Origin of the sequence: Psychrobacter okhotskensis (genome assembly GCF_965638355.1) — a bacterium.
GTDB lineage: Bacteria > Pseudomonadota > Gammaproteobacteria > Pseudomonadales > Moraxellaceae > Psychrobacter > Psychrobacter okhotskensis.
Genome location: NZ_OZ281822.1, coordinates 990,517 through 1,011,505 on the forward strand (window position 1 = coordinate 990,517; position 20,989 = coordinate 1,011,505).

Annotated in this window: 17 protein-coding genes; 6 read left to right on the forward strand and 11 right to left on the reverse strand. The window is 44.7% G+C overall.

The features are described 5' to 3' along the window. Nucleotides 1-310: 310 nt before the first annotated feature. The 3 genes from ACSUPM_RS04290 (at nt 311) to ACSUPM_RS04300 (ending at nt 3,773) form a co-directional block, all read left to right on the forward strand. The gene (locus tag ACSUPM_RS04290) at nt 311-1,513 is read left to right on the forward strand and encodes an iron-containing alcohol dehydrogenase (protein WP_436880239.1); all 1,203 of its coding nucleotides are present in this window, start codon (nt 311-313) and stop codon (nt 1,511-1,513) included. Between the two features lie 125 nt (nt 1,514-1,638). Continuing rightward, nucleotides 1,639-2,532: an SMP-30/gluconolactonase/LRE family protein gene (locus ACSUPM_RS04295; protein ID WP_025651765.1), complete on the forward strand. Its 894-nt coding sequence runs from the start codon at nt 1,639-1,641 to the stop codon at nt 2,530-2,532. Between the two features lie 260 nt (nt 2,533-2,792). Beyond that, a complete protein-coding gene (locus ACSUPM_RS04300) occupies nt 2,793-3,773 on the forward strand; it encodes a glutathione S-transferase family protein (protein WP_025651764.1) in 981 nt (326 codons plus the stop codon). Between the two features lie 291 nt (nt 3,774-4,064). On the opposite strand, the gene hemB is transcribed toward ACSUPM_RS04300, so the two are convergent. From hemB to ACSUPM_RS04325, 5 genes are all read right to left on the reverse strand, one after another. Beyond that, nucleotides 4,065-5,072, reverse strand: a complete 1,008-nt coding sequence (gene hemB, locus ACSUPM_RS04305) for a porphobilinogen synthase (RefSeq protein WP_025651763.1) — start codon at nt 5,070-5,072, stop codon at nt 4,065-4,067. Nucleotides 5,073-5,323: 251 nt separating this feature from the next. Further along, nucleotides 5,324-7,180: an efflux transporter outer membrane subunit gene (locus ACSUPM_RS04310; RefSeq protein WP_101211215.1), complete on the reverse strand. Its 1,857-nt coding sequence runs from the start codon at nt 7,178-7,180 to the stop codon at nt 5,324-5,326. Then, nucleotides 7,177-10,416 (reverse strand): efflux RND transporter permease subunit, encoded by a 3,240-nt coding sequence (locus tag ACSUPM_RS04315; protein WP_436880240.1) that lies wholly within the window; start codon nt 10,414-10,416, stop codon nt 7,177-7,179. The genes ACSUPM_RS04310 and ACSUPM_RS04315 overlap by 4 nt, the downstream gene beginning before the upstream one ends. A gap of 35 nt (nt 10,417-10,451) precedes the next feature. Next, nucleotides 10,452-11,858, reverse strand: a complete 1,407-nt coding sequence (locus tag ACSUPM_RS04320) for an efflux RND transporter periplasmic adaptor subunit (RefSeq protein ID WP_101211213.1) — start codon at nt 11,856-11,858, stop codon at nt 10,452-10,454. A gap of 645 nt (nt 11,859-12,503) precedes the next feature. Next, a complete protein-coding gene (locus tag ACSUPM_RS04325) occupies nt 12,504-13,529 on the reverse strand; it encodes a polyprenyl synthetase family protein (protein WP_101206360.1) in 1,026 nt (341 codons plus the stop codon). A 596-nt stretch (nt 13,530-14,125) separates the two neighbouring features. Between ACSUPM_RS04325 and rplU the strand changes: the two genes are divergently transcribed. The 3 genes from rplU to lolA all read left to right on the forward strand — a co-directional run bounded on the left by rplU (nt 14,126) and on the right by lolA (nt 15,849). Then, a complete protein-coding gene (rplU, locus tag ACSUPM_RS04330) occupies nt 14,126-14,437 on the forward strand; it encodes a 50S ribosomal protein L21 (RefSeq protein ID WP_025652795.1) in 312 nt (103 codons plus the stop codon). 91 nt (nt 14,438-14,528) lie between these two features. Further along, a complete protein-coding gene (gene rpmA, locus ACSUPM_RS04335; RefSeq protein WP_010199200.1) occupies nt 14,529-14,786 on the forward strand; it encodes a 50S ribosomal protein L27 in 258 nt (85 codons plus the stop codon). 373 nt (nt 14,787-15,159) lie between these two features. After that, nucleotides 15,160-15,849 (forward strand): outer membrane lipoprotein chaperone LolA, encoded by a 690-nt coding sequence (gene lolA, locus ACSUPM_RS04340; RefSeq protein WP_436880241.1) that lies wholly within the window; start codon nt 15,160-15,162, stop codon nt 15,847-15,849. A 159-nt stretch (nt 15,850-16,008) separates the two neighbouring features. Here the strand turns inward: lolA and scpB are convergent, their stop codons facing one another. From scpB to rplM, 6 genes are all read right to left on the reverse strand, one after another. After that, a complete protein-coding gene (gene scpB, locus ACSUPM_RS04345) occupies nt 16,009-16,554 on the reverse strand; it encodes an SMC-Scp complex subunit ScpB (RefSeq protein ID WP_025652797.1) in 546 nt (181 codons plus the stop codon). Nucleotides 16,555-16,579: 25 nt separating this feature from the next. Beyond that, on the reverse strand, nt 16,580-17,440 hold the full coding sequence (locus ACSUPM_RS04350; RefSeq protein ID WP_025652798.1) for a segregation and condensation protein A: 861 nt from the start codon (nt 17,438-17,440) through the stop codon (nt 16,580-16,582). Nucleotides 17,441-17,472: 32 nt separating this feature from the next. Next, nucleotides 17,473-18,573: a tryptophan--tRNA ligase gene (gene trpS, locus ACSUPM_RS04355; protein WP_025652799.1), complete on the reverse strand. Its 1,101-nt coding sequence runs from the start codon at nt 18,571-18,573 to the stop codon at nt 17,473-17,475. 163 nt (nt 18,574-18,736) lie between these two features. Further along, the gene (locus tag ACSUPM_RS04360; RefSeq protein WP_037026150.1) at nt 18,737-19,834 is read right to left on the reverse strand and encodes an LpxL/LpxP family acyltransferase; all 1,098 of its coding nucleotides are present in this window, start codon (nt 19,832-19,834) and stop codon (nt 18,737-18,739) included. A gap of 293 nt (nt 19,835-20,127) precedes the next feature. Then, nucleotides 20,128-20,514 (reverse strand): 30S ribosomal protein S9, encoded by a 387-nt coding sequence (gene rpsI / locus ACSUPM_RS04365; RefSeq protein WP_025652801.1) that lies wholly within the window; start codon nt 20,512-20,514, stop codon nt 20,128-20,130. A 10-nt stretch (nt 20,515-20,524) separates the two neighbouring features. Further along, nucleotides 20,525-20,953: a 50S ribosomal protein L13 gene (rplM, locus tag ACSUPM_RS04370; RefSeq protein WP_010199223.1), complete on the reverse strand. Its 429-nt coding sequence runs from the start codon at nt 20,951-20,953 to the stop codon at nt 20,525-20,527. Nucleotides 20,954-20,989: the final 36 nt, after the last annotated feature.

Below are 20,989 nucleotides of genomic sequence, written 5' to 3' on the forward strand. Positions count from 1 at the left end.
TTTGCAAGCCTTTTTTATAACAATGTTAAGTTATTATTTTAATAGCGAGCTATTGTCTGTCGTGACTTAGTCCAATATAGCTTTATTTGAATGATATTAGCCAGTTTTATTGAGTAAATGAGCACAAAATAAGCAGTCATTTCCTATGATATGTGGCATTATCAACTCAGCAGTATTTTCTATGCGTTGCACTGAAGCGCTCTATTTTTGAGGTTTTTGTTGTACAACCACAGCCGATAGACTGTGGTGATATGCGCCGTACTTATTTTAATGACTGCATAAAATTTCGTAATAGAACAAGGAATGTTCAATGGTAGATTTAACGTTTTTAACCACTCCGAAAATCGTTTGTAAGTCAGGCGGATTAACGAGTGAGCTCGGTCAGTTAGCAAAATCATTATTGGGTGATAACTTAACTGACGATGCCGCAAGTATGAATGGCAATCTACCGATGGCACTATTGGTGACAGACCCTGGCATCGTCCAGTTCGGCTATGCCAAGCAAGCTTGTGCGTCATTAGAGCAAGCAGGTTTTCAAGTCACTGTATTTGATGGTGTGCAGGCAGACCCTCCTTACGAAGTTGTTCGGCAAGCCGCCAAAATTGGCAAAGAGTCGGACGCAACTGTGGTGATAGGGCTTGGGGGTGGCAGCTCGATGGATACTGCAAAAATCGTTGCGCTCGCTATTCATTCGACCCAGTCGTTAGATGACATGGTGGGTAACGAGCAAGCAACAGGCACTCGATTGCCCCTTATTGCTATTCCGACCACGGCAGGTACTGGCTCAGAGATGACCTTTGTCTCGGTGTTGACTGGTGATAAAGGCGACAAAAAAGCCATTTATTCTTCTAAATTGTTGCCTGATATAGCACTGCTCGATGCTGCGCTTACCTTGGGCATGCCAAGACATGTAACGGCTGCCCCAGCATTGGATGCGATGGTGCATTGTATCGAAGCCTATACCAGCCGTACCAAGAAAAACCCCATATCTGATGCCCTCGCAGTCAAAGGTCTACAGCTTTTAACGCAAAACTTTATGACGGTGCTAGAGGACGGCAACGATATAACAGCGCGGGAAAACATGTTGTTAGGCTCAACCTTAGCGGGCATGGCCTTTGTCAATGCGTCGGTCGCAGCGGTGCATGGCTTATCTTATCCGTTGGGTGCCAAGTTTCATGTGCCCCATGGTCATTCTAATGCCTTAGTGATGGGGCCAGTCTTTCGTTTTAATATCGAGGCCGCAAGTCGCCATTATGCTGAGCTTGCCAGTGTCATTATGCCGCAGCGTCAGTTCGCAGATGAGCAAGCAGCGGCGCATGCGTTCGTCGATGAGATAGAAGGCTATTTAAACAAAAGTGGCTTGCCTACGAGGCTAAGTGAAGTGGGAGTGACGGAAGCTGATTTATTGCCGATGGCGACCGAAGTGGTAGAAAAAATTGCTCGGCTGATCGCTACAAACCCGCGTGATATGAGCATAGAAGAGGTACGGCAGATGTACCAGAGTGTCCTATAGCTTCTTATCTATTTCAACCCTTAAACCGATATACCTTTGATTAATGACACTTTTGATCAGTTAGACCTTTGAGTAAGCAAGGCCGCTTACCTTATTAGCCTCATCAACCACAAGGAGTACTCTTTATGAGTCAACGTGAATTCACTACGCTAGCCACAGGTTTTACCTATACCGAGGCCCCACGATGGCGGGATGGTAAGCTTTGGATATCAGATTTTTATACCAAGTGCGTATACTCAATAGATTTGGATGGCACGGTAACGACCATTGCCGAAGTACCCAATCAACCCTCTGGCTTGGGCTGGCTACCAAATGATACCTTGTTGGTGGTGTCTATGAAAGACAAAAAAGTCATGAAAATTAAAGAAGATGGCAGTCTAGAAGAGTACGCAGACTTATCTAGTATTGCCAAAGGCTATTGCAACGATATGTACGTCGATGACCACGGTCGCTGTTATGTGGGCAACTTTGGTTTTAACTTGATGAACGGCGGCGATATGGATACTGCTTGTCTGATTATGATTGATATCGATAGCACGCTAAAAGTCGTCGCAGATGAATTATACTTTCCTAATGGCACGGTCAGAACGCCGGATAAACGCACCTTAATCATCAACGAATCTTTCGGTAATAGAGTGTCCGCCTTTGCTATTCAAGACGATGGTACCCTTGGCGAGCGCAAAGACTGGGCGGTATTTGGCCCCCTTGCTACCGGACCTAACTTCGGTGATTATGCGCAGGCTTCAGTGGTTGCTCCAGATGGCGCGTGTATCGATGCTGAAGGAGCGGTATGGATATCAGACTGCTTGGGTCAGCAAGCAGTGCGAGTCAAAGATAACAAAATCGTAGAGACCATTGATTTATCACCCTTTAATGTAGGTACGTTCGCTTGTGAATTGGGCGGCGTAGATGGCAAGACCTTGTTCTTATGTGTGGCACCAGATTTTGAAGAGCATAAACGTACTCAAGCGCGTGAGGGAGAGATTTGGATGACTAAAGTAGCGGTTGGTGCAGCCTAATATCTGCTGAGCTGTTGGCGCATGTACTATGCTACAACAGCTTTTTGCTGTCAGAACTACTAAAATTAAAACAGACTAGAGTGATGCAATATAACTTGCATCATTTTTTGTTGTGCCTCAATAGGAGTGATGCTTTACTATGAATAGACTGATTTACGTTAAAAATGTTTATCCCATAATGAAGTCGGTATAAGCGGTAGTTATTGGGATAGTTTTTAAATGAGCATAGTCATAAAAATACAGGTAATTAGGAGTTTGATATGGGCTTGTTAGTCGATGGTCAATGGCAAGATCAATGGTATGACACCAAAGCTAGCGGTGGTCGCTTTCAGCGCGAAGATGCTAGATTTAGGAATTGGATAACGGCAGATGGTCGTGCAGGTCCATCTGCTGTAGGTGGCTTTGAAGCTGAGCCTGATCGTTACCATCTCTATGTCTCTTTGGCTTGCCCATGGGCGCATCGCACCACGATTTATCGCAAGCTCAAAGGTTTAGAAGACATGATTTCACTGTCTGTCGTTCATCCGTTTATGGGTGAGGAGGGCTGGACGTTTGCTGAGGGTGAGGGCGTGATTGCCGATCCATTGAACAATGCAACCCATGCTTATGAGATCTATGTCGCGGCAAAGTCCGACTACACCGGGCGCGTGACAGTGCCAATATTATGGGATAAAAAAACCAAAACGATCGTTAGCAATGAATCGTCTGAAATCATTCGTATGCTCAATTCAGCCTTCGATGAGGTTGGCGCACTAGCAGGTAATTTTCTACCGTCAGAATTATTAGCAGAGATTGATGAGATTAATGCCTTTGTTTATTCTACCGTTAATAATGGTGTCTACAAATCAGGATTTGCAAGCACGCAAGAGGCTTATGAAGAAGCGGTGACTGAGCTGTTTGCTGCGCTAGATACCTTAGAGGCGCGTTTGGCAAATCAACGTTATTTGGTAGGAAGTACGATAACCGAGGCGGACTGGCGCTTGTTCACGACTTTGATACGTTTTGATGCCGTGTATGTTGGGCATTTCAAATGTAATCTGCACCGCATCGTTGATTACCCAAATCTCTGGGGCTATCTGCGTGATTTATACCAAGTACCAGGTATTGCTGAAACGGTCAATATGACGCATATTAAGCAGCATTATTACACCAGTCATGCCAATATTAACCCGACTGGTATCGTACCAGTGGGTCCTATTATTAATTTTAATACACCACACAATCGTGAGCATCTATCGTGACTGAAAAGTAATACAGATATATCAGCAATACTGTCGCGTTTTTAGGATATTTTGCCTATAGCTGACTGTTGCGTTAAGTAGCAAGTAACGTGAGCAAAAGCCATTTACCCGCTACGGAAAGGTCATAAAAAAATCGCCCCAGCTGACTTAAGCCAGCTGGGGCGATTTTGTGTTGAAAGGCATTGAATCGGCTTATCATTTTTCTTGAGCTTGAGCTTGAGCTTGAGCTTGAGCTTGAGCTTGAGCTTGAGCTAAAAATGTCTAAGCCTACATAATGGTACCTAACAGCGCTTAAGCGTTGTTTAGCTGGCGTGCTGCCTCTAGCGCAAAATAAGTCAAGATACCATCAGCACCAGCACGGCGGAAGCCAATCAGAGATTCTAGGATAACATCATCACTTAACCAGCCATTTTGAATGGCGGCCATGTGCATGGCATATTCGCCAGAGACCTGATAAGCAAATGTCGGTACACCAAAGGTATCTTTGACTTCACGAATAAGGTCTAAATACGGCTGACCGGGTTTAATCATCACCATATCAGCGCCTTCATTGATGTCCATGGCGACTTCATGTAAAGCTTCAGCGCGATTGCCGAAGTCCATTTGATATTGCTTTTTATGACCACCTTTTAAGTTGCCAGCACTACCAACGGCATCACGGAACGGGCCGTAATAGGCGGAGGCGTATTTGGCTGAGTAAGCCATGATGGCTGTATTGACAAAGCCTTCTGACTCAAGCGCCTCACGCATGACTTTGATACGGCCATCCATCATATCGCTGGGTGAGATAATATCAGCGCCAGCACGAGCGTGGACAAGCGCTTGCTTGACCAATACTTCGATGGTCGAATCGTTCATGACATAGCCGCTGTCATCGAGCAGACCATCTTGACCGTGTGAGGTGTAAGGGTCTAAGGCCACATCGGTCATCACCACCATTTCTGGCAATGCATCTTTGATGGCTGTTACTGCGCGCGCAGCGAGGCCATTTTCATCATAGGCTGATTTGCCATCAGGTGTTTTTAAGGCGTTATCAATGACAGGGAAGATATCAAGGGTCGTGACCCCTTCTGCTAACAGCTCTTTGGCATAATCAATTAGCAAATCAATTGACAAGCGTTCGACACCCGGCATACTGGCGATCGTCTCGCGCTGGTTGTTGCCTTCTAGTACAAACACAGGGGCAATAAAATGCTTGGGATGTAACTCTACTTCGCGAATCATCGCTCGCACATTATCGTTATAACGCAAGCGGCGCAAGCGAGTGGCAGGGTATTGGCGGTTAAAGGTATAGCTCATAATCATTCCTTACTTATGGTTGTTTTACTCATTATTGTTGTAAATCACTAAAAATAGATTTTGTTATATAGTGCGTGATGTATTGATATTACTTTTCACTGACTATATTTGCTGCTCATATCGTGCCACTACTATAACCAAAGACAGCTGGCGAAAGCAAAAAGCCCTACCAAGTCGGCAGGGCTGATTGTATTTATCGACTGTCAACGTAATGCGTAAGCAACGTCATCAAACAAAGGTTTCAGAATAGCCTAAGGCTCATTAATCTGAGTCACAGGAACTTGTTCAACGCCAGCTTCTTTAAAAGTCGTCTCCTCAGTAATCACACCCACTGCCGCGTCTGTTTTGCCATCGTTATTGACATCAACGACAGCCGTGGGGTTAAAGGTAGTGATTTCTGATGGTTGTGACTGCTTAATCGCTTGAGCTTCTTGCACAGAAGCCACTCGTGCAGAGCTAGCTGCATCAATCGCGTTGGCTGCTTTGGTTTTGTTGCTATACGCAGGGAAATTGACCGCTTGCACCAAGTTGGTGTGTTGCGGCACAGGAATCACCGTTGGCACATCAAGGTTGGCACCGCCACCGAGCGCTTGGTATAACTCAATTTGGCTGACGAGTTTTTGTAGTTCTAGATCCAAAATTCCTTGTTGGGTCGAGAATAGCGAACGCTGGGCATCGAGTACATCTAGATAGTTTGAGATACCGGCTTTAAAGCGTGCATCGGCAATTTGATAAGTCTGCTCAAAGTTATCTTGTAGACGATACTGTGCTTCTAGCTGCTCACCCAAGGTGGCGCGTGTCGCTAGTACATCCGAGACTTCACGGAATGCCGTTTGAATAGAGCCTTCATAGTTGGCAAGCGTTTGCTCACGTTCAATTCTGGCCACATCATATTCTGCATCTAAACGACCTGCATCAAAGATTGGGACACTAATACTTGGGCCGAATGACCAGCCGACAGCGCCGCTCTTGAATAAGTCATCTAAGCTACCGCTACTGACACCAATACTACTCGCTAGGCTAATAGAGGGGAAGTAAGAGGCACGTGCCACTTCTATATTGGCACCAGCGGCTTTTAGGTTGTATTCCGCTTGCAGGACGTCAGGACGATAGCGCAACAACTCACTTGGTAGGCCAGCATTAAAGATTTTCTGGCTAGTGATATTGCTAACGGCAGGCGTTGGAATCAGCTCGTTAGGAATCGGAGCACCAATCAAATATTGCAGGGCATTACGCGAGGTCAAGATACTGCTCTGCGCCCGCAATACGGCAAGTTTAGCATTCTCTAAAGAAGCACTGGCTTGCAACGAAGGCAGTCTAGGATCAATCCCTGCCTCAAACCGTTTGGTCGCAATGAATAACGATCGTTCACGACTCTCAACCGTGGCTTCTGCCAACTTAAGCTGCGCTAAGCTATAGCTTAGATTGGCATAGCTTTGGGCAATGTTACTGATCAGACTGATCTGCGTCGAATCTTTGGCTGCGGTGGTCGCCAAGAAATTTTGCAAAGCTTGGTCTTTTAGACTAGCAATCTTACCCCAAAAATCCAGCTCATAATTGGCCAACCCTAGGTTGACGTTATAACTACTATTGGGGTTTTTGTCCGTTCTGTTCTGTGCTTGGCGCGTGTAACCACCACTACCATTGATGGTCGGCAGATCGTTAATATCGGTGATTTGATATTGCGCTCGTGCTTTTTCGATAGCTAGGCGTGCGCTCTCAAAGTCTTTATTGTTCTCTAATCCTAATGCAATTAGCCCTTTTAGGCGCTCATCACTATAGAAGTTCTGCCAGCGTTGTCCCGCAATACTAGGCTGGGCTGCGTTACTGGCCGTTTCCTTATCAAAGGCACCGTAGCTTTGTTCGATAGGGATGTTAGGCTCGGCAAGTACAGGACGGCTATCGGCTTTTGGAATGGTATTACAAGCCGCCATGCTCATCGCTAAAGCCGTTAAGCTGATTAAGCGAACACTATTTCTGCGCACTCGTGCAATAGTTGGGCTCGCAAATCTAGCAACCAGCGCTGCCTGTTCGCCTGACATTGGGCGCACATGAGCAGTAGTTGTGACTACCGCTGCTGAGTTAGTAGTAAAAGGTTGTGAACTCATTGTGTATTATCTCCAAAGCTTGCAGGCTGATAACTCTCAGAGGGAGTTGGGTTCTGCGGACCAGGCGTACCATTGTCATCGCCGCCATCGCCTTTATCATTTGGCTTGTTGTTGGCATATTTGTACGGGAACGCACTGCGTACCCAAATGTAGAACATCGGGATAAAGAAGATGCCTAACAAGGTTGCCGTTACGACACCGCCAACCACACTGGTACCAATAGCATTTTGACTGCCTGAACCTGGACCAGTCGCCAAGAATAATGGCACAACACCCAGACCAAAGGCAAGTGAGGTCATGATAATTGGACGCAGACGTTGGCGTGCCGCCGTCATGACCGCATCTTTTAGACTATAGCCTTCCTCTTGATGGTCTTTAGCAAACTCGATAATCAAGATGGCGTTTTTAGCCGATAGACCAACCACCGTCAGTAGACCTACTTGCAAGTAGATATCGTTGGCGAAGCCTCGTAACCACGTAAATATCACCGCACCCAATACCCCAAGTGGAATAACCAATAGGACAGAGAAGGGGATAGACCAGCTCTCATATAGTGCCGCCAAGCACAAGAATACGACTAAGATTGAAAGCGCGTAAAGCATCGGCGCCTGGGCACCTGATTTTTGCTCTTCCAATGACATACCCGTCCACTCGTAACTGATGCCTTCAGGTAATTTGTCTATCATGGCTTCCATTGAGCTCATGGCTTCACCAGTACTCAAACCTGGGGCTGCACTACCTTGGATATTCATTGATGGTAAGCTGTTATAGCGGGTCAGACGCGGTGAGCCTGACTGCCATTCACTGGTCGAAAAGGCATCAAATGAAATCATATCATTCGTCTCGTTTCGTACATACCACTTACCAATGTCATCAGGGTTGGTACGGCTGCTGGCTTCACCTTGTACATAGACACGTTTGATACGGCCACGATCGATAAAGTCGTTGACGTAGCTTGAGCCCCATGCAGTCGAGATGACGCTATTGATATTACCTAGCGACAAGCCATAAGCGGCTGCTTGCTCTTGGTTGATATTGACCTTGAGCTGCGGTGAGTCTTCTTGACCGTTTGGACGTACACCAGCGACTTGATCATTCTGTCCTGCCATACCTAAGAGCATATTACGTGCTTCAAGTAGGCCATCGTGACCAAGGTTACCATTATCTTGAATCATTAAATCAAAACCACTGGCATTACCAAGCTCAGTAATGGCTGGTGGTACAATGGCAAATACTTGTGCTTCATTTATCTGAGTAAAGAAATAACCCATTGCCCGACCAGCAACGGCTTGGGCCGTATTTTCATCACCGGAACGCTTGTCCCAATCTGACAAGCGAACGAATGCGAGTCCCATGTTTTGGCCTTGACCAGCAAAGCTGAAGCCTGCAATGGTAAAGACAGAGGCAATGTTATCGGTTTCTTGAGTGTCGTAATAGTTTCTAACTTTATCGAGCACTTCTTGCGTTTCATCTAATGTCGAACCGGCAGGAAGCTGAACCAAGGTAAACATAATACCCTGATCTTCTTCTGGTAAAAACGAGCCGGGAATACGTAAGAATACCACCACCATGACGCCGATAATGGCCGCATAACCAATCAAATATAGCCATTTGAAACGAATGCTTTTACCAACAAAGCCCTCGTATGAACGACTAAGCTTAAAGAACGAGCGGTTAAACCAGCCAAAGAAGCCTTTTTGCTTTTCGTCCTTGCCCTTTTCATGGCTCTTACCGCGTTTGAGTAAAGTAACACATAGCGCAGGCGTAAAAATAAGCGCGACCATGGCTGATAGCACCATGCTCGTGATCAAGGTGATAGAGAACTGGCGATAAATCACACCTGTTGAGCCACCAAAGAACGCCATCGGTACGAATACCGCTGATAAAATCAGGGCGATACCAATAACGATCTTACTGATTTCCCCCATCGATTGAGTGGTCGCGTCTTTGATGGAGATATCGGGGTCTTCCTCCAAGATACGCTCAACGTTCTCTACCACGACAATCGCATCATCGACCAGTAGACCGATGGAGAGTACCATAGCAAACATGGTCAATACGTTGATACTAAAGCCTGCAATATACAACACTGCAAAGGTACCCAAGAGTACGACAGGGACAGCAAGGGTCGGGATAATGGTGGCACGCCAGTTCTGTAAGAAAATGAACATAACGATAAATACCAACACAATCGCTTCAATGAGGGTCATAACGACTTGTTCGATAGACAAGCGTACAAAGGGTGTGGTGTCATACGGAACGACTGAGGCTAGACCAATTGGGAAGTTTTGCTCCAGCTCAGCCATACGTGCGCCGACGGCTTCACGAGTCTCAAGGGCGTTTGCGCCACCAGCAAGTGAAATACCTAAACCGGCTGCTTCTTGACCATTGTATAAAGACACAACGCTATAGTTTTCACTGCCAATCTCGACATCTGCCACATCGCCTAAGCGCACTTGTGCGCCTGAGGTATCTGTTTTTAGTAGAATGTTTCGGAATTCTTCAGGCGTTTGAAGATAGCTTTGCACCGTGACCGTAGCATTGATAACCTGTTGGTCAGTATCAGCAGGTGCTTGACCTAACTGACCGGCAGATACTTGCGCGTTCTGCGCTCGTATCGCATTGACCACATCAGAAGGCACCATGTTATAGCTACGTAGGCGTGAAGGGTCAAGCCATACACGCATCGCATAGGTAGAGCCAAAGACTTGAACTTCACCCACACCCTCTACACGACTGATCGAATCGACGACATTAGAGTTAATATAATCGGCAATATCTGCCCGATCCATGGTGCCATCTTCAGAAATAAATGCTTGCACCATCAAAAAGCTGCTAGACGATTTATTGACGTTGACACCTTGACGCTGAACAGACTCAGGCAAGGAGCTCATCGCTGCTTGCAGTTTGTTCTGTACTTGTACTTGAGCTGTGTCAGGATCTGTGCCGTTTTCAAAGGTAAGCGTCACTGAAGCGCTACCATTTGACGAGCTCGATGACGACATATACATCAGACCATCGAGGCCTTTCATACGTTGCTCAATGATCTGTACGACTGAGTTTTCGACGGTTTGTGCGTTAGCACCAGGATAGCTTGCACTGACCGAAATAGTCGGCGGTGCAATACGTGGATACTGTTCGATCGGTAGATTAATAACCGATATCACCCCGATGAGCATGACCAAAATAGCCATAACCCATGCAAAAATAGGGCGATTAATAAAAAAACGTGACATAGTATATCCCTAAGTCTTCCTATCTTTGAATGGAATTAGTTAGCAGCGGTTTCTGTAGGTTTCTTAGCAGAAGTTTCGTTACCAGCTGGCTTATCCACCGTTTTTGCAGCTTGCTGAGGCGTTTTGGCGTTTGGCGTGCCTTGTCCTTTTGCAGATGGTGCTGGATTGGCGTTTTCGAGTGGCTTAGCGACTACCTCTTGTTCAGGTTTGACTTTTGAGCCGCCAATCACCACCACTTTATCACCTGCTTTTAGACCGTCAGTGACAACCCACTGTCCGTTGTAAGTACCATTAATAGTAACTGGACGTACTTGGATTTTGTTGTTTTCATCGACGATATAGACTTGCGTCTCACTCTTAGATGTACGTGTCACTGCGCTTTGCGGGACTAATGCCGCATTGGTAATGACACTTTGGGTCAAGCGGGCAGTCACATACATACCTGGCAGCAAGATGTTGTTGCTGTTTGGGAAGATGGCACGTAAGGTAACCGCGCCAGTTGACTCATCCACTTTTGCTTCAGATAGTGCAAGCTTACCGCGTACCGGATAGACCGAGCCATCCTCTAGTACCAATTCAACCGAGTTCATACCGGGCTGCGCTTTGCCTTCCGATATTTGCTGGCGCAATTTCAACAGCTCAGACGAAGACTGACTGATGTCGACATAGATAGGATCTAAGCGCGAGATAGTCACCAACGGATTGGCTTGACTGGCACTAACCAAAGTACCAGCCGTCACATTTGAGCGCTCTGTGCGCCCTGAGATTGGTGCCCGTACGATGGTACGGTTCAGATCAAGGGTACTGGACTCTAAACCTGCTTTCGCGGTTTGAATGCCCGCTTTTGCGCTTTCGATACCTGCTTGCGTTTGACCGACAGTCGCCCGTGCACTGTCTAATGCAGCTTGTGCAGTACGGACTTGCGTTTGTGCTTGATCGTATTGTTGCTTCGAGATAGCATCAATCTCCACAAGCCCTTGTAGGCGCTGGAAGTCATTAACCGCTTGAGCTAATGACGCTTGGCGACTGCCCAATTCAGCTTTGGCATTGGCATTATTAGCCAGTGCTGTCTGATAATTGGCTTGTGCTTGAGCGACCGCTGCTTCTCCACTAGTAATAGAGGTAGCGTAGTTGTCCGTATTGATACGATACATCGGTTGGTCTTTTTTGACATTACCGCCCTCACGGAACAGTACTTCGTCAATGACGCCGTTGACCTGTGGACGAACGTCAGCGGTTTGATAAGCCGCTGTACGTCCAGAAAATGTTTGTACTTGAGGTACCGTATCGAAAGTGACAGTTTGGACGTTGACGACGGCAGGCGGCATCTGCTGCTGTGCAGCGGCATCAGCGCCAGCGGCGTCCTCGTTTTTGTCACAGCCAACCAGTACAGCTCCAGATAGTACAGATGCTATTACAAGCGCAAGATAAGAGTGCTTCATCAATGTCCTCGGCAATATAAAATAAATAATGACAGTATAAAAAGTTTATAAATAAATCTTAACGTATTAAATTCTTTAAAGAGTAAATATATGGGTAGTCTTGAGGCTATGTGCCTCGGCATATTTTGCTCATCGCATTGTTAATAAAATCAGTTTTAATAGCACCAATTTTAGTAGCGGATTATGACCAAAATATTCGGTCGCTAAGGTTGTATGCGCAATAATGAGGCAAGATTTTTAGCGTCATAGATGTAGGCAAACCATAAAGTTGATTAGTAAATTTAATCAGTTATTATAAACTAATGGGGTTACCCCATAGTCAAGTACTTTAGAATAGGGTTTGCCAAAAAAAACAGCGACTTTAGTTGTGAATCTTGCGCTAAGTGCCGTGGTTACAAGCGACACACCAACGAATAACCAAAAAAGTCATCTAGAGGCTTCGATGACAAAAAATGTTAACTTTTGTTATAAAAGTCATATGAGACGGTTATTCCTACCTGTTTGACCTCAAAAATCCCATGTGCAACCAAAACCTTTATTTTAGCAACCGTTAAATGTGACCATTAAATAAATGAGCCAAAACCTGTATCGAAGACGACTTTTATAGACACAGATATGGGCACAGCGTAAATGTTAGCAGTCAGACTATAATAAACGTGCGCTGGCAAGCTCTGTTAATTGGTGCAGCCCTTGGCGATAACGATTGTCAGGCAAGGTACTTAGCGCTTGTTGTGCCAGCTTCGTTTCTTCCAAAGCGCGCAGCTTACAATAGTCTAATGAGCCAGAGGTGCGTACCAATTCGATAAGCTGCTCTGCATTGGGTGTTTTGCCCGTTTGTACAGCGACACGTAATTGCTCATAGCCTGCTTTATCACTGTCTTTTAATAATTCAAGCGCTTTAATAGTCGGTAGGGTCGGTTTGCCTTCGGCTAAATCATCACCCAAGTTTTTACCCATTAGCTCACTATCACCGCTGTAATCGAGTACATCGTCGATAATCTGGAAGGCATTACCGAAGTGCTGACCAAAATCGCCCAGCGCGGTCATATATTCTGTTTTGTCTTGCAAGATAGCTGCGCCTTGGGTCGCCATCATAAACAGACGAGAGGTTTTGCCATCGATAATATTGAGATAATCGGTTTCAGTCGCGGCAGGGTTATGCTGATGTTGCAGCTGCAATACTTCACCTTCGGCAATATCACAAGTCCCGTCTGAGAATACCTGCAGTAGTGGCAAGCTTTGAAAACCAACCAACAAGTTAAAGGCGCGGGCAATCAGATAGTCACCGACCAGTACTGCTGTGGCATTGTCCCAAGTGGCATTCGCCGTTGGCTTACCACGGCGCTGCCCTGACTCATCAATCACATCGTCATGCACTAAAGTTGCCGTATGCAGCATCTCAGTAATGGCTGCCAAATGCATGGCCTGCTGTGATGGTGCATCATTGAGCATGCGCGCACATAACAAGGTAATCAACGGGCGCATCCGCTTACCACCTGCATTAATCACATGCTGTGAGACGCTCATCACCAATTGGACTTTTGAGTTCAGACTACCGAATACTTGCTTGTCCATAATTTCAAAATCATCCGCCACGATATTTTGGATATCAGCATAGGTCAGCGTAGATTGAGAAGTAGGAGAGATGTTATCTAAAAGGGTACTGGTCATAATAAATAGTCATATTAATGAAAATAAAAGGGTGGGTAATAGCCCTAATCTATAGCTAGGATAGCTACCTACCTAGGGTTATTGTCTGGCTTATAATAGCATAGCTAGGCGTCTCAATTGTTGAATAAAGTAAGACATGACGCAGAGTATCGACTCTAAAACTGCCTGTATCTCTCTATTAAATACCAAATAAAAATGATAAAAACAAAAAAGAATTATAAATAGTTTTATGGGGCATTATCAACAATGGCTGCTTAAGCAAAAGCGATTGATAAAAGACTGTAAGCAACTGATTATATGCGTTATAATGGCCGCTGTTAGATGTAAGTCAGTATTTATTACTATTAGTAAGCATTTTGCTTGAGTGGCAGATTCGATCGACTTAACCATCAGTCACACTGCCATTCCCTCTATATTAATAGATGTAGTAGTATTAGCGCTGGTTTAGTGTAACCACCTTACAAAAACAAGAGGCGCGGCTTGCTTTTATGAGCAAAAAGCCGTAAAATCTTGCCTTTAATTTTTCCCTGTCGTGTTCGTCGTAAAAGCGTTGGTATAATATCATCCACGGCACACGGGTTAAACGGAGTCAGACAATGTACGCAGTAATCAAAACTGGTGGTAAACAGCACCGTGTAGTCGTCGATGAGCTTTTAAAAGTTGAATTACTAAAAGCAGAAAAAGGCGAAACAATCAAATTTGAAGATGTGTTGATGGTTGTTGACGGTGAAACTGTCAAAATCGGTCAGCCTATCGTTGAAGGTGCTAGCGTAGAAGTAGAAGTGGTTGAACATGGTCGCGGCGAAAAAATCCGTATCATCAAGCACAACCGTCGTAAGCATTATCACAAAGAGCAAGGTCACCGCCAATGGTACACCTTGTTAAAAATCAAAGCGATTAATGCCTAATTATCCACTTAGCAATTACTGCTAAATAGCGCACTAAATGCTTAAGAGTTGTCGCATTAGCGATAAGTCACATTAACAAGGAGATTTTCTCATGGCACATAAAAAAGCTGCCGGTTCAAGCCGTAACGGTCGTGATTCAAACCCAAAAATGCTCGGCGTAAAAATCTTTGGCGGTCAAGCCATCGTTGCCGGTAACATCATCGTTCGTCAACGTGGTACAGAATTCCACGCAGGCGAAGGCGTTGGCATGGGTCGTGACCATACTTTATTTGCACTGAATGACGGTGTGGTAAAGTTTGCGACCAAAGGTAAATTCAACCGTCGTTATGTTATGGTTGAAAGCGCATAATTGCCCATCTAGGTTGTTTTATTCTTTTTGAGTAAAACAATCTGATGACTAAAAAATCCTCTATTACCGTTTGGTAGTAGAGGATTTTTTATGTCTGTAAGCCAGAGCAAGTCTAAGCTTGTGAACCAATCGACCCTATAAGGTTTTATATAAATATCTTGATATAGTGTGTAACAGAGTTGGTTACAAGCGCGTATGGCAGGCGTAGTAATGATTGCAAATCATGACTAGGCGCGTAATGAAAAAACTGGCACACTGTGCGCATTGCTTAATAAGGCTGGTTTTATCTAGGCTATTAAACAGTATTGAAAACAAAAATTTTAATAACAACATTTATTTTTTAGCGATTACGCATTTTGAGAGAGGATTAATAATGACTTTACTAAATAAACAAACCACGAGCCTAAAACAAAAAATGAGGAGCGGTGCTTTAGCAGGTGTGTTGATGACCTCACTTGGTGTCGCAGCGCCGATGATGGCACTCACACAATCAGCGACGGCTGCCCCTGCGGATAACTTGACGGCTGCTAAGCGTTTAAATACACTGTTAGCCAATACCAAGAGTATGACAGCCAATTTTAGTCAAACAACCAAAGGCGCTAATAGTGGCACGTTTTCTGGCTCTATGAGTGTGCAGCGTCCAAACAACTTTCGCTGGGAGACAAAGTCACCTTCACAGCAGCTAATCATTGCTAATGGCAGCTCGATGTGGGTTTATGACAAAGATTTAGAGCAAGCGACTAAGCAAAACGTCGATAGCCAAGTGGGTAATACCCCAGCACTCTTATTATCAGGTGATCCAAGCAAAATCGATAAAAACTTTAAAATCACCCAGCCGTATGATAATAAAAACTACTATGTGCTTTATCCAAAGTCGGATAGTGCCAGCTTTAAGAGTTTATCAATGAGCTTTAGTGGTGGTAAGCCAGTCATGATGGTGCTAAATGATACCTTAGGTCAAACGACCTCTATCAAGTTTAGTGGCATCAAACTGAACCCAAGCATCAGCAGCAGCCAGTTTAAATTTACCCCGCCAAAGGGCGTTGATATTATTAACCAATAATTAATAATCAGTACTGTTAATCTAACTGTAGTGATTTAGAAAAACTGGTTTAAAAATTTGATTCAAAAAAAGGACAAGCTTATTAAGTTTGTCCTTTTTTATGGTCTTAAAAATAGTATACAGTTCTTATTGCAAGCTGTTTAAGAGCGTACTTTGAGGCTAAGAGAGCGCTTTAATGGCTGCCATATCTGGCATCGGTGGTAACTCATCTAAATGATTCAATCCAAAGGCATCTAAGAATTGTGGCGTGGTATGTAGCAATGCTGGTCGACCCAAGGTTTCCTTATAACCCTTCTCTTCAATCCAGCCTTTATCGAACAGCTGACGCAATATATTGCTCGATAGCGTGACACCGCGCACGTGCTCGATGTCACTGCGGGTCACTGGCTGCTTATAAGCAATCACACTCAGTGTCTCAAGTAAGGCTTGGCTAAGGCGCTCTTGACGCTGCGGGAATACACGCTGAATCAAGCCACTGTAGCTATCCGCAATTTGTAGGCGATAACCACTGGCCGTCTCATGCAAGCTTAGTACACCCGTATCCAAGCGCTGCTGTAATAATGCCAAAGCTTGTTTGAGATCTTTGCTAGACACAGACAAGTGCTTCTTTAAATCATGAGCGGTGAGTGGTGCTTCGGATGCATGCAGCAGCACTTCAATATGTTTGCTCATCTCTGCTAAATGTAGATGCTGCGTATCTGTCATTTTACATATTCTCTATTAAAAACCATTAAGCCAACCATTGTAACGTTAATGACCCTAGGTGGCTGTCTTCAGCAGATTCATTACCAGTAGCAGTATCGTTAGGGTGACTCTCTAAATCAGCGTTTATAACACCAACTAGCTGGCGTTTCATCAGCTCGAGCACGGCAACGAAGCTAACCACCACACCTATCTTGCCTTGAGTTTTATCTAATAGCCCATAAAACGAGCGCGCGCCATTCATACTTAATTGACGGCTAATACTGGCGATACGGTCAGCAAGAGGAACGGCATCGACTTTAATGGTATGCATCTGATAGTCGGGCTGTAACTGCATTTTAAATAAGCTATCAATCAACAGATTTGGCGAGTAATTGGGCAGCTCGGCATTCATAATATCTTGACTGGGCATACTAGCCATCGCCAAAAACACATCGCGTTCAAGACGCACAAGACTGTCCAAACGCTGACTGGCGGCTTTGATTTGGGCGTATTCCTCAAGGCGCTCAATCAGTTCAGCCTTTGGATCGCGCTCATCGGTAGGGGTTTCTGGCTTTGGTAACAAAAGCTCCGTTTTGATTGCAATTAATGTCGACGCCATTAGAAGATAGTCACCGGCCAATTCAAAATGCTCGGTGTCCAACTCACTAATATAAGCCAAATACTGCTCAGTGATGGGCAATATTGGCATTTGGGTCAGATCAACGTTATTTTTTTTGACTAAATATAACAAAAAATCTAAGGGCCCAGCAAATTGCTCGAGCCAAATGGCAAATGCTTGCGGCGGCACATAGAGATCTTCTGGCAGATGCTGCACTGGCGTTTGATAGATACGCAGTGACATATCATGAATTTCTACGCTAGACTCAATTAATCGTTCACTCTGCATGTCGGTAGTCTAGTATCGTAATCAATGATAATTTATTTAAGTTTAGCAAGCGGACGGATACCAATCGCACGGCGCGTTTTATCCAACTGTTTTTGGCTGTGACGACGGGCTTTAGCAGCGCCCATTTGCAAGATTTCCTCCAACTCTTTTGGATTAGCCATCAGTTCTTCATAGCGTGCGCGGAATGGCGCAATTTCATCGTTGATTTTATCAAACAGCGCTTGCTTGGCATCACCCCAACCTATACCTGCAGCGAATTGCGTACGCATATCAGCAATTTCTGCAGGTGTGGCAAAGGCTTTATAAATCTCAAAAATAGCAGAATCGTCAGGATCTTTTGGCTCTTCTGGCAATTGTGAGTTGGTCACAATTTTCATGATCGCTTTATGCATCTGCTTTTCAGCGCTAACTTGTGGATTTAGCTCACCAAATAGCGGAATAGTATTGCCATAGCTCTTACTCATCTTACGTCCATCAAGACCCGTCAATAGCGGCATCTCATCATCGACCACCGCAGAGGGTAGCGTAAATAGCGGCTTATATTTATGATTAAAAGTACCCGCAATATCACGCGCCATTTCAATATGTTGAATTTGATCACGTCCTACTGGTACGTGAGTAGCATTAAACATTAAGATATCCGCAGCCATTAATACCGGATAGCCAAACAGACCCATCGTGATACCTTGGTCGGGATCAACATCTTCTTTATTCATGTTGGCATCTACCGATGCTTTGTAAGCATGAGCACGATTCATTAAACCCTTGGCACATGAACAATTTAAAACCCAAGCCAATTCTGGTATTTCGGGAACATCTGATTGACGATAAAAGGTCACACGCTCAGGGTCAAGACCGCAGGCAATCCAAGTTGCAGCAATCGCTTTAGTAGACTCATGAATAATAGCAGGGTCATGGCATTTAATAATGCCATGATAATCGGCTAAAAAGAAAAAAGCTTCATCATTACTGTTCTGAATAGATTGAATCGCTGGGCGAATGGCGCCTACATAGTTGCCTAAGTGTGGAATGCCTGAAGTGGTAATGCCAGTTAAAATGCGTTTGGCTTGTGTCGAGTTATCAGAGATTTGGCTGTCAGAAGTTTGATTATCAGAAGTGCGGTTATTATTCATGGAAAATCCGTTATTTATTTATAAAGGTTTTATTTATCGAATTATTATAATTGCGTGGTTATTGAAACGCTATTTATGTGGTTATTTATGTATTGATGACAAGATAAAATATTAGCTGCAAAGTATAGCAAATTTTCCCAGCAATTTTCTTAAGAATAGGAGTCTACTTATAAATACCAGTCCGACCATCAGGCCCATTTTTGAAGCGGCGATGGAACCACATCCACTGAGTCGGATCAATACGAATCAACCCTTCTAAGATTTCATTGACACGGCTAGCATCACCAACCTCGTCGTTACTGGGATAATGATCTAATGCTGGGGTAATGGTTAAATGATAATGCGGGCGTTTGCCACTCGGCAGATTATCAGGCGTCTGCCGATAGGTATGCAATGCCATGACCGCAGGTGGCTTGTCTTTGCTACCTAGCTTTGCCATGCGTCTTGAAGCGGTGATAGTCGCTGCTGGCACACCAAAAAATGGTGCCATTACTCCTTGCTTAAGACCATAATCTTGGTCAGGAGAGTACCAGATAACATGTCCGGCTTTGATAGAGTTGACCAAACTGCGCATGTCTCGACTAGAAATCTGTGTACCGAATATATTGGTGCGGCCATTATAAATAAACCAATCAAGTAATGGATTATTCTGCGTGCGATACATACAGTCTACAGGGAAAAATTGTGCACAAAGTAAGCCGCCCAAATCGAGCATGGTATAGTGAGCGCCTAGTAGAATGACTGGACGACCTTCGTTTTGGGCATTAACGAGATGCTGTAATCCAGAGATAGAAACGGTGCGGGTAAAGACATTTGGTCGGAACCATGCACATAAGGTTTCGAACACACCAATACCTTGGTTGACAAAGACTTGCTTAGCCATCAGCTCACGTTCGACTTCTGGCTTCTCTGGAAAGGCCAGCCTTAAGTTAATCAGCGTATCACGTCGCCGCGATCCTGCTACTTTATAGGTTAAAATACCTACTTTACGCCCAAGCCAAAACTGCCAACGTAGTGGCAGATAAATCATCGGTAGAAAAATAACCAGTAGTAGCCAAATCGCCCAATATTTAGGCAATAAAAACTGCCATTGAAAAGGCTTTTTATCTGCTTGTGCCGTACGTTTATGGGTTTGAGTAATCGTTGGCGTGCCGATAGGAATAGCGGGTGACTTCGCTGCTTTCCCATGCTGCGCGGCAGTTGGCGCTGGCATATCGGTCTTTGATGACTTGCTTGGATCGTATTGTTCGGGCGCTTTCATAATATCCTTCTGCGCTATAAATAACGGCGTATCATAAATAGATAGGTAATATGATGGGGTAGCGTTAGGCGCTTTGCAAGCAACATTTTCGCAAAGTGCGGCAATAAGAGCGGTGTGCAACGCAACCGCTTACGCCATACATCGCTTGTCAATAAAGAGATGAGTGGGCATAAAAAAACCCCATAAGCTGTGACCAGCTTATGGGGTTTTGCAAATCTATTCTTTTGCTTAATACGGTTAAATCGACTCTGAGAAAAAGACGATAACCACAAAAAGCAAAGAAGTAGTTTTGATTAACGTTTCGAGAATTGTGGACGTTTACGTGCTTTACGTAGGCCCAATTTCTTACGTTCAACTTGACGTGAATCACGAGTCACAAAACCAGCTGCTTTTAGAGCAGGTTTGTTGGCTTCGTCAAGCTCGATCAATGCACGCGTGATGCCGTGGCGAATAGCGCCCGCTTGACCACTGATACCGCCGCCTTTAACCGTAATGAAAAGATCATAAGCAGTAGGTGAGTCAAGTAATTCTAGAGGCTGACGAACAACCATGCGTGAGGTTTCGCGGCTGAAATATTCATCAAGTGGCTTGCCGTTAACAACAATGCTACCAGTACCTTTAGCTAAAAAGACACGAGCAGTAGAAGTTTTGCGGCGACCAGTTCCGTAATTGCGTTCCATAAGTGTATCCTTAGATGTCTAGTGCTTTAGGTTGCTGTGCTTCATGTGGATGTTCAGTACCCGCATATAGTTTCAGCTTCTTGATCATCGCATAGCCAAGAGGACCTTTTGGAAGCATACCCTTAACCGCTTTGTGTAGAACATCTTCAGGCTTATGTGCAAGCAGTTTACTGAAGTTGGTTTCTTTGATACCACCTGGATAGCCACTGTGACGATAGTATTTTTTATCTTGCGCTTTTTTACCCGTTACCGTGATTTTGTCAGCATTGATGACAACAATAAAGTCACCAGTGTCAACGTGCGGCGTAAAAGACGGCTTATGCTTGCCACGTAAGCGAGTAGCGATTTGAGTGGCTAAGCGACCAAGGGTTTTGCCGTCAGCATCTACGACATACCAGTCATGGGTCACTTCAGCTGGTTTTGCACTAAGTGTTTTCATGATAAAACCTTAAAATTAGAATTCGTTGAGAGTTTA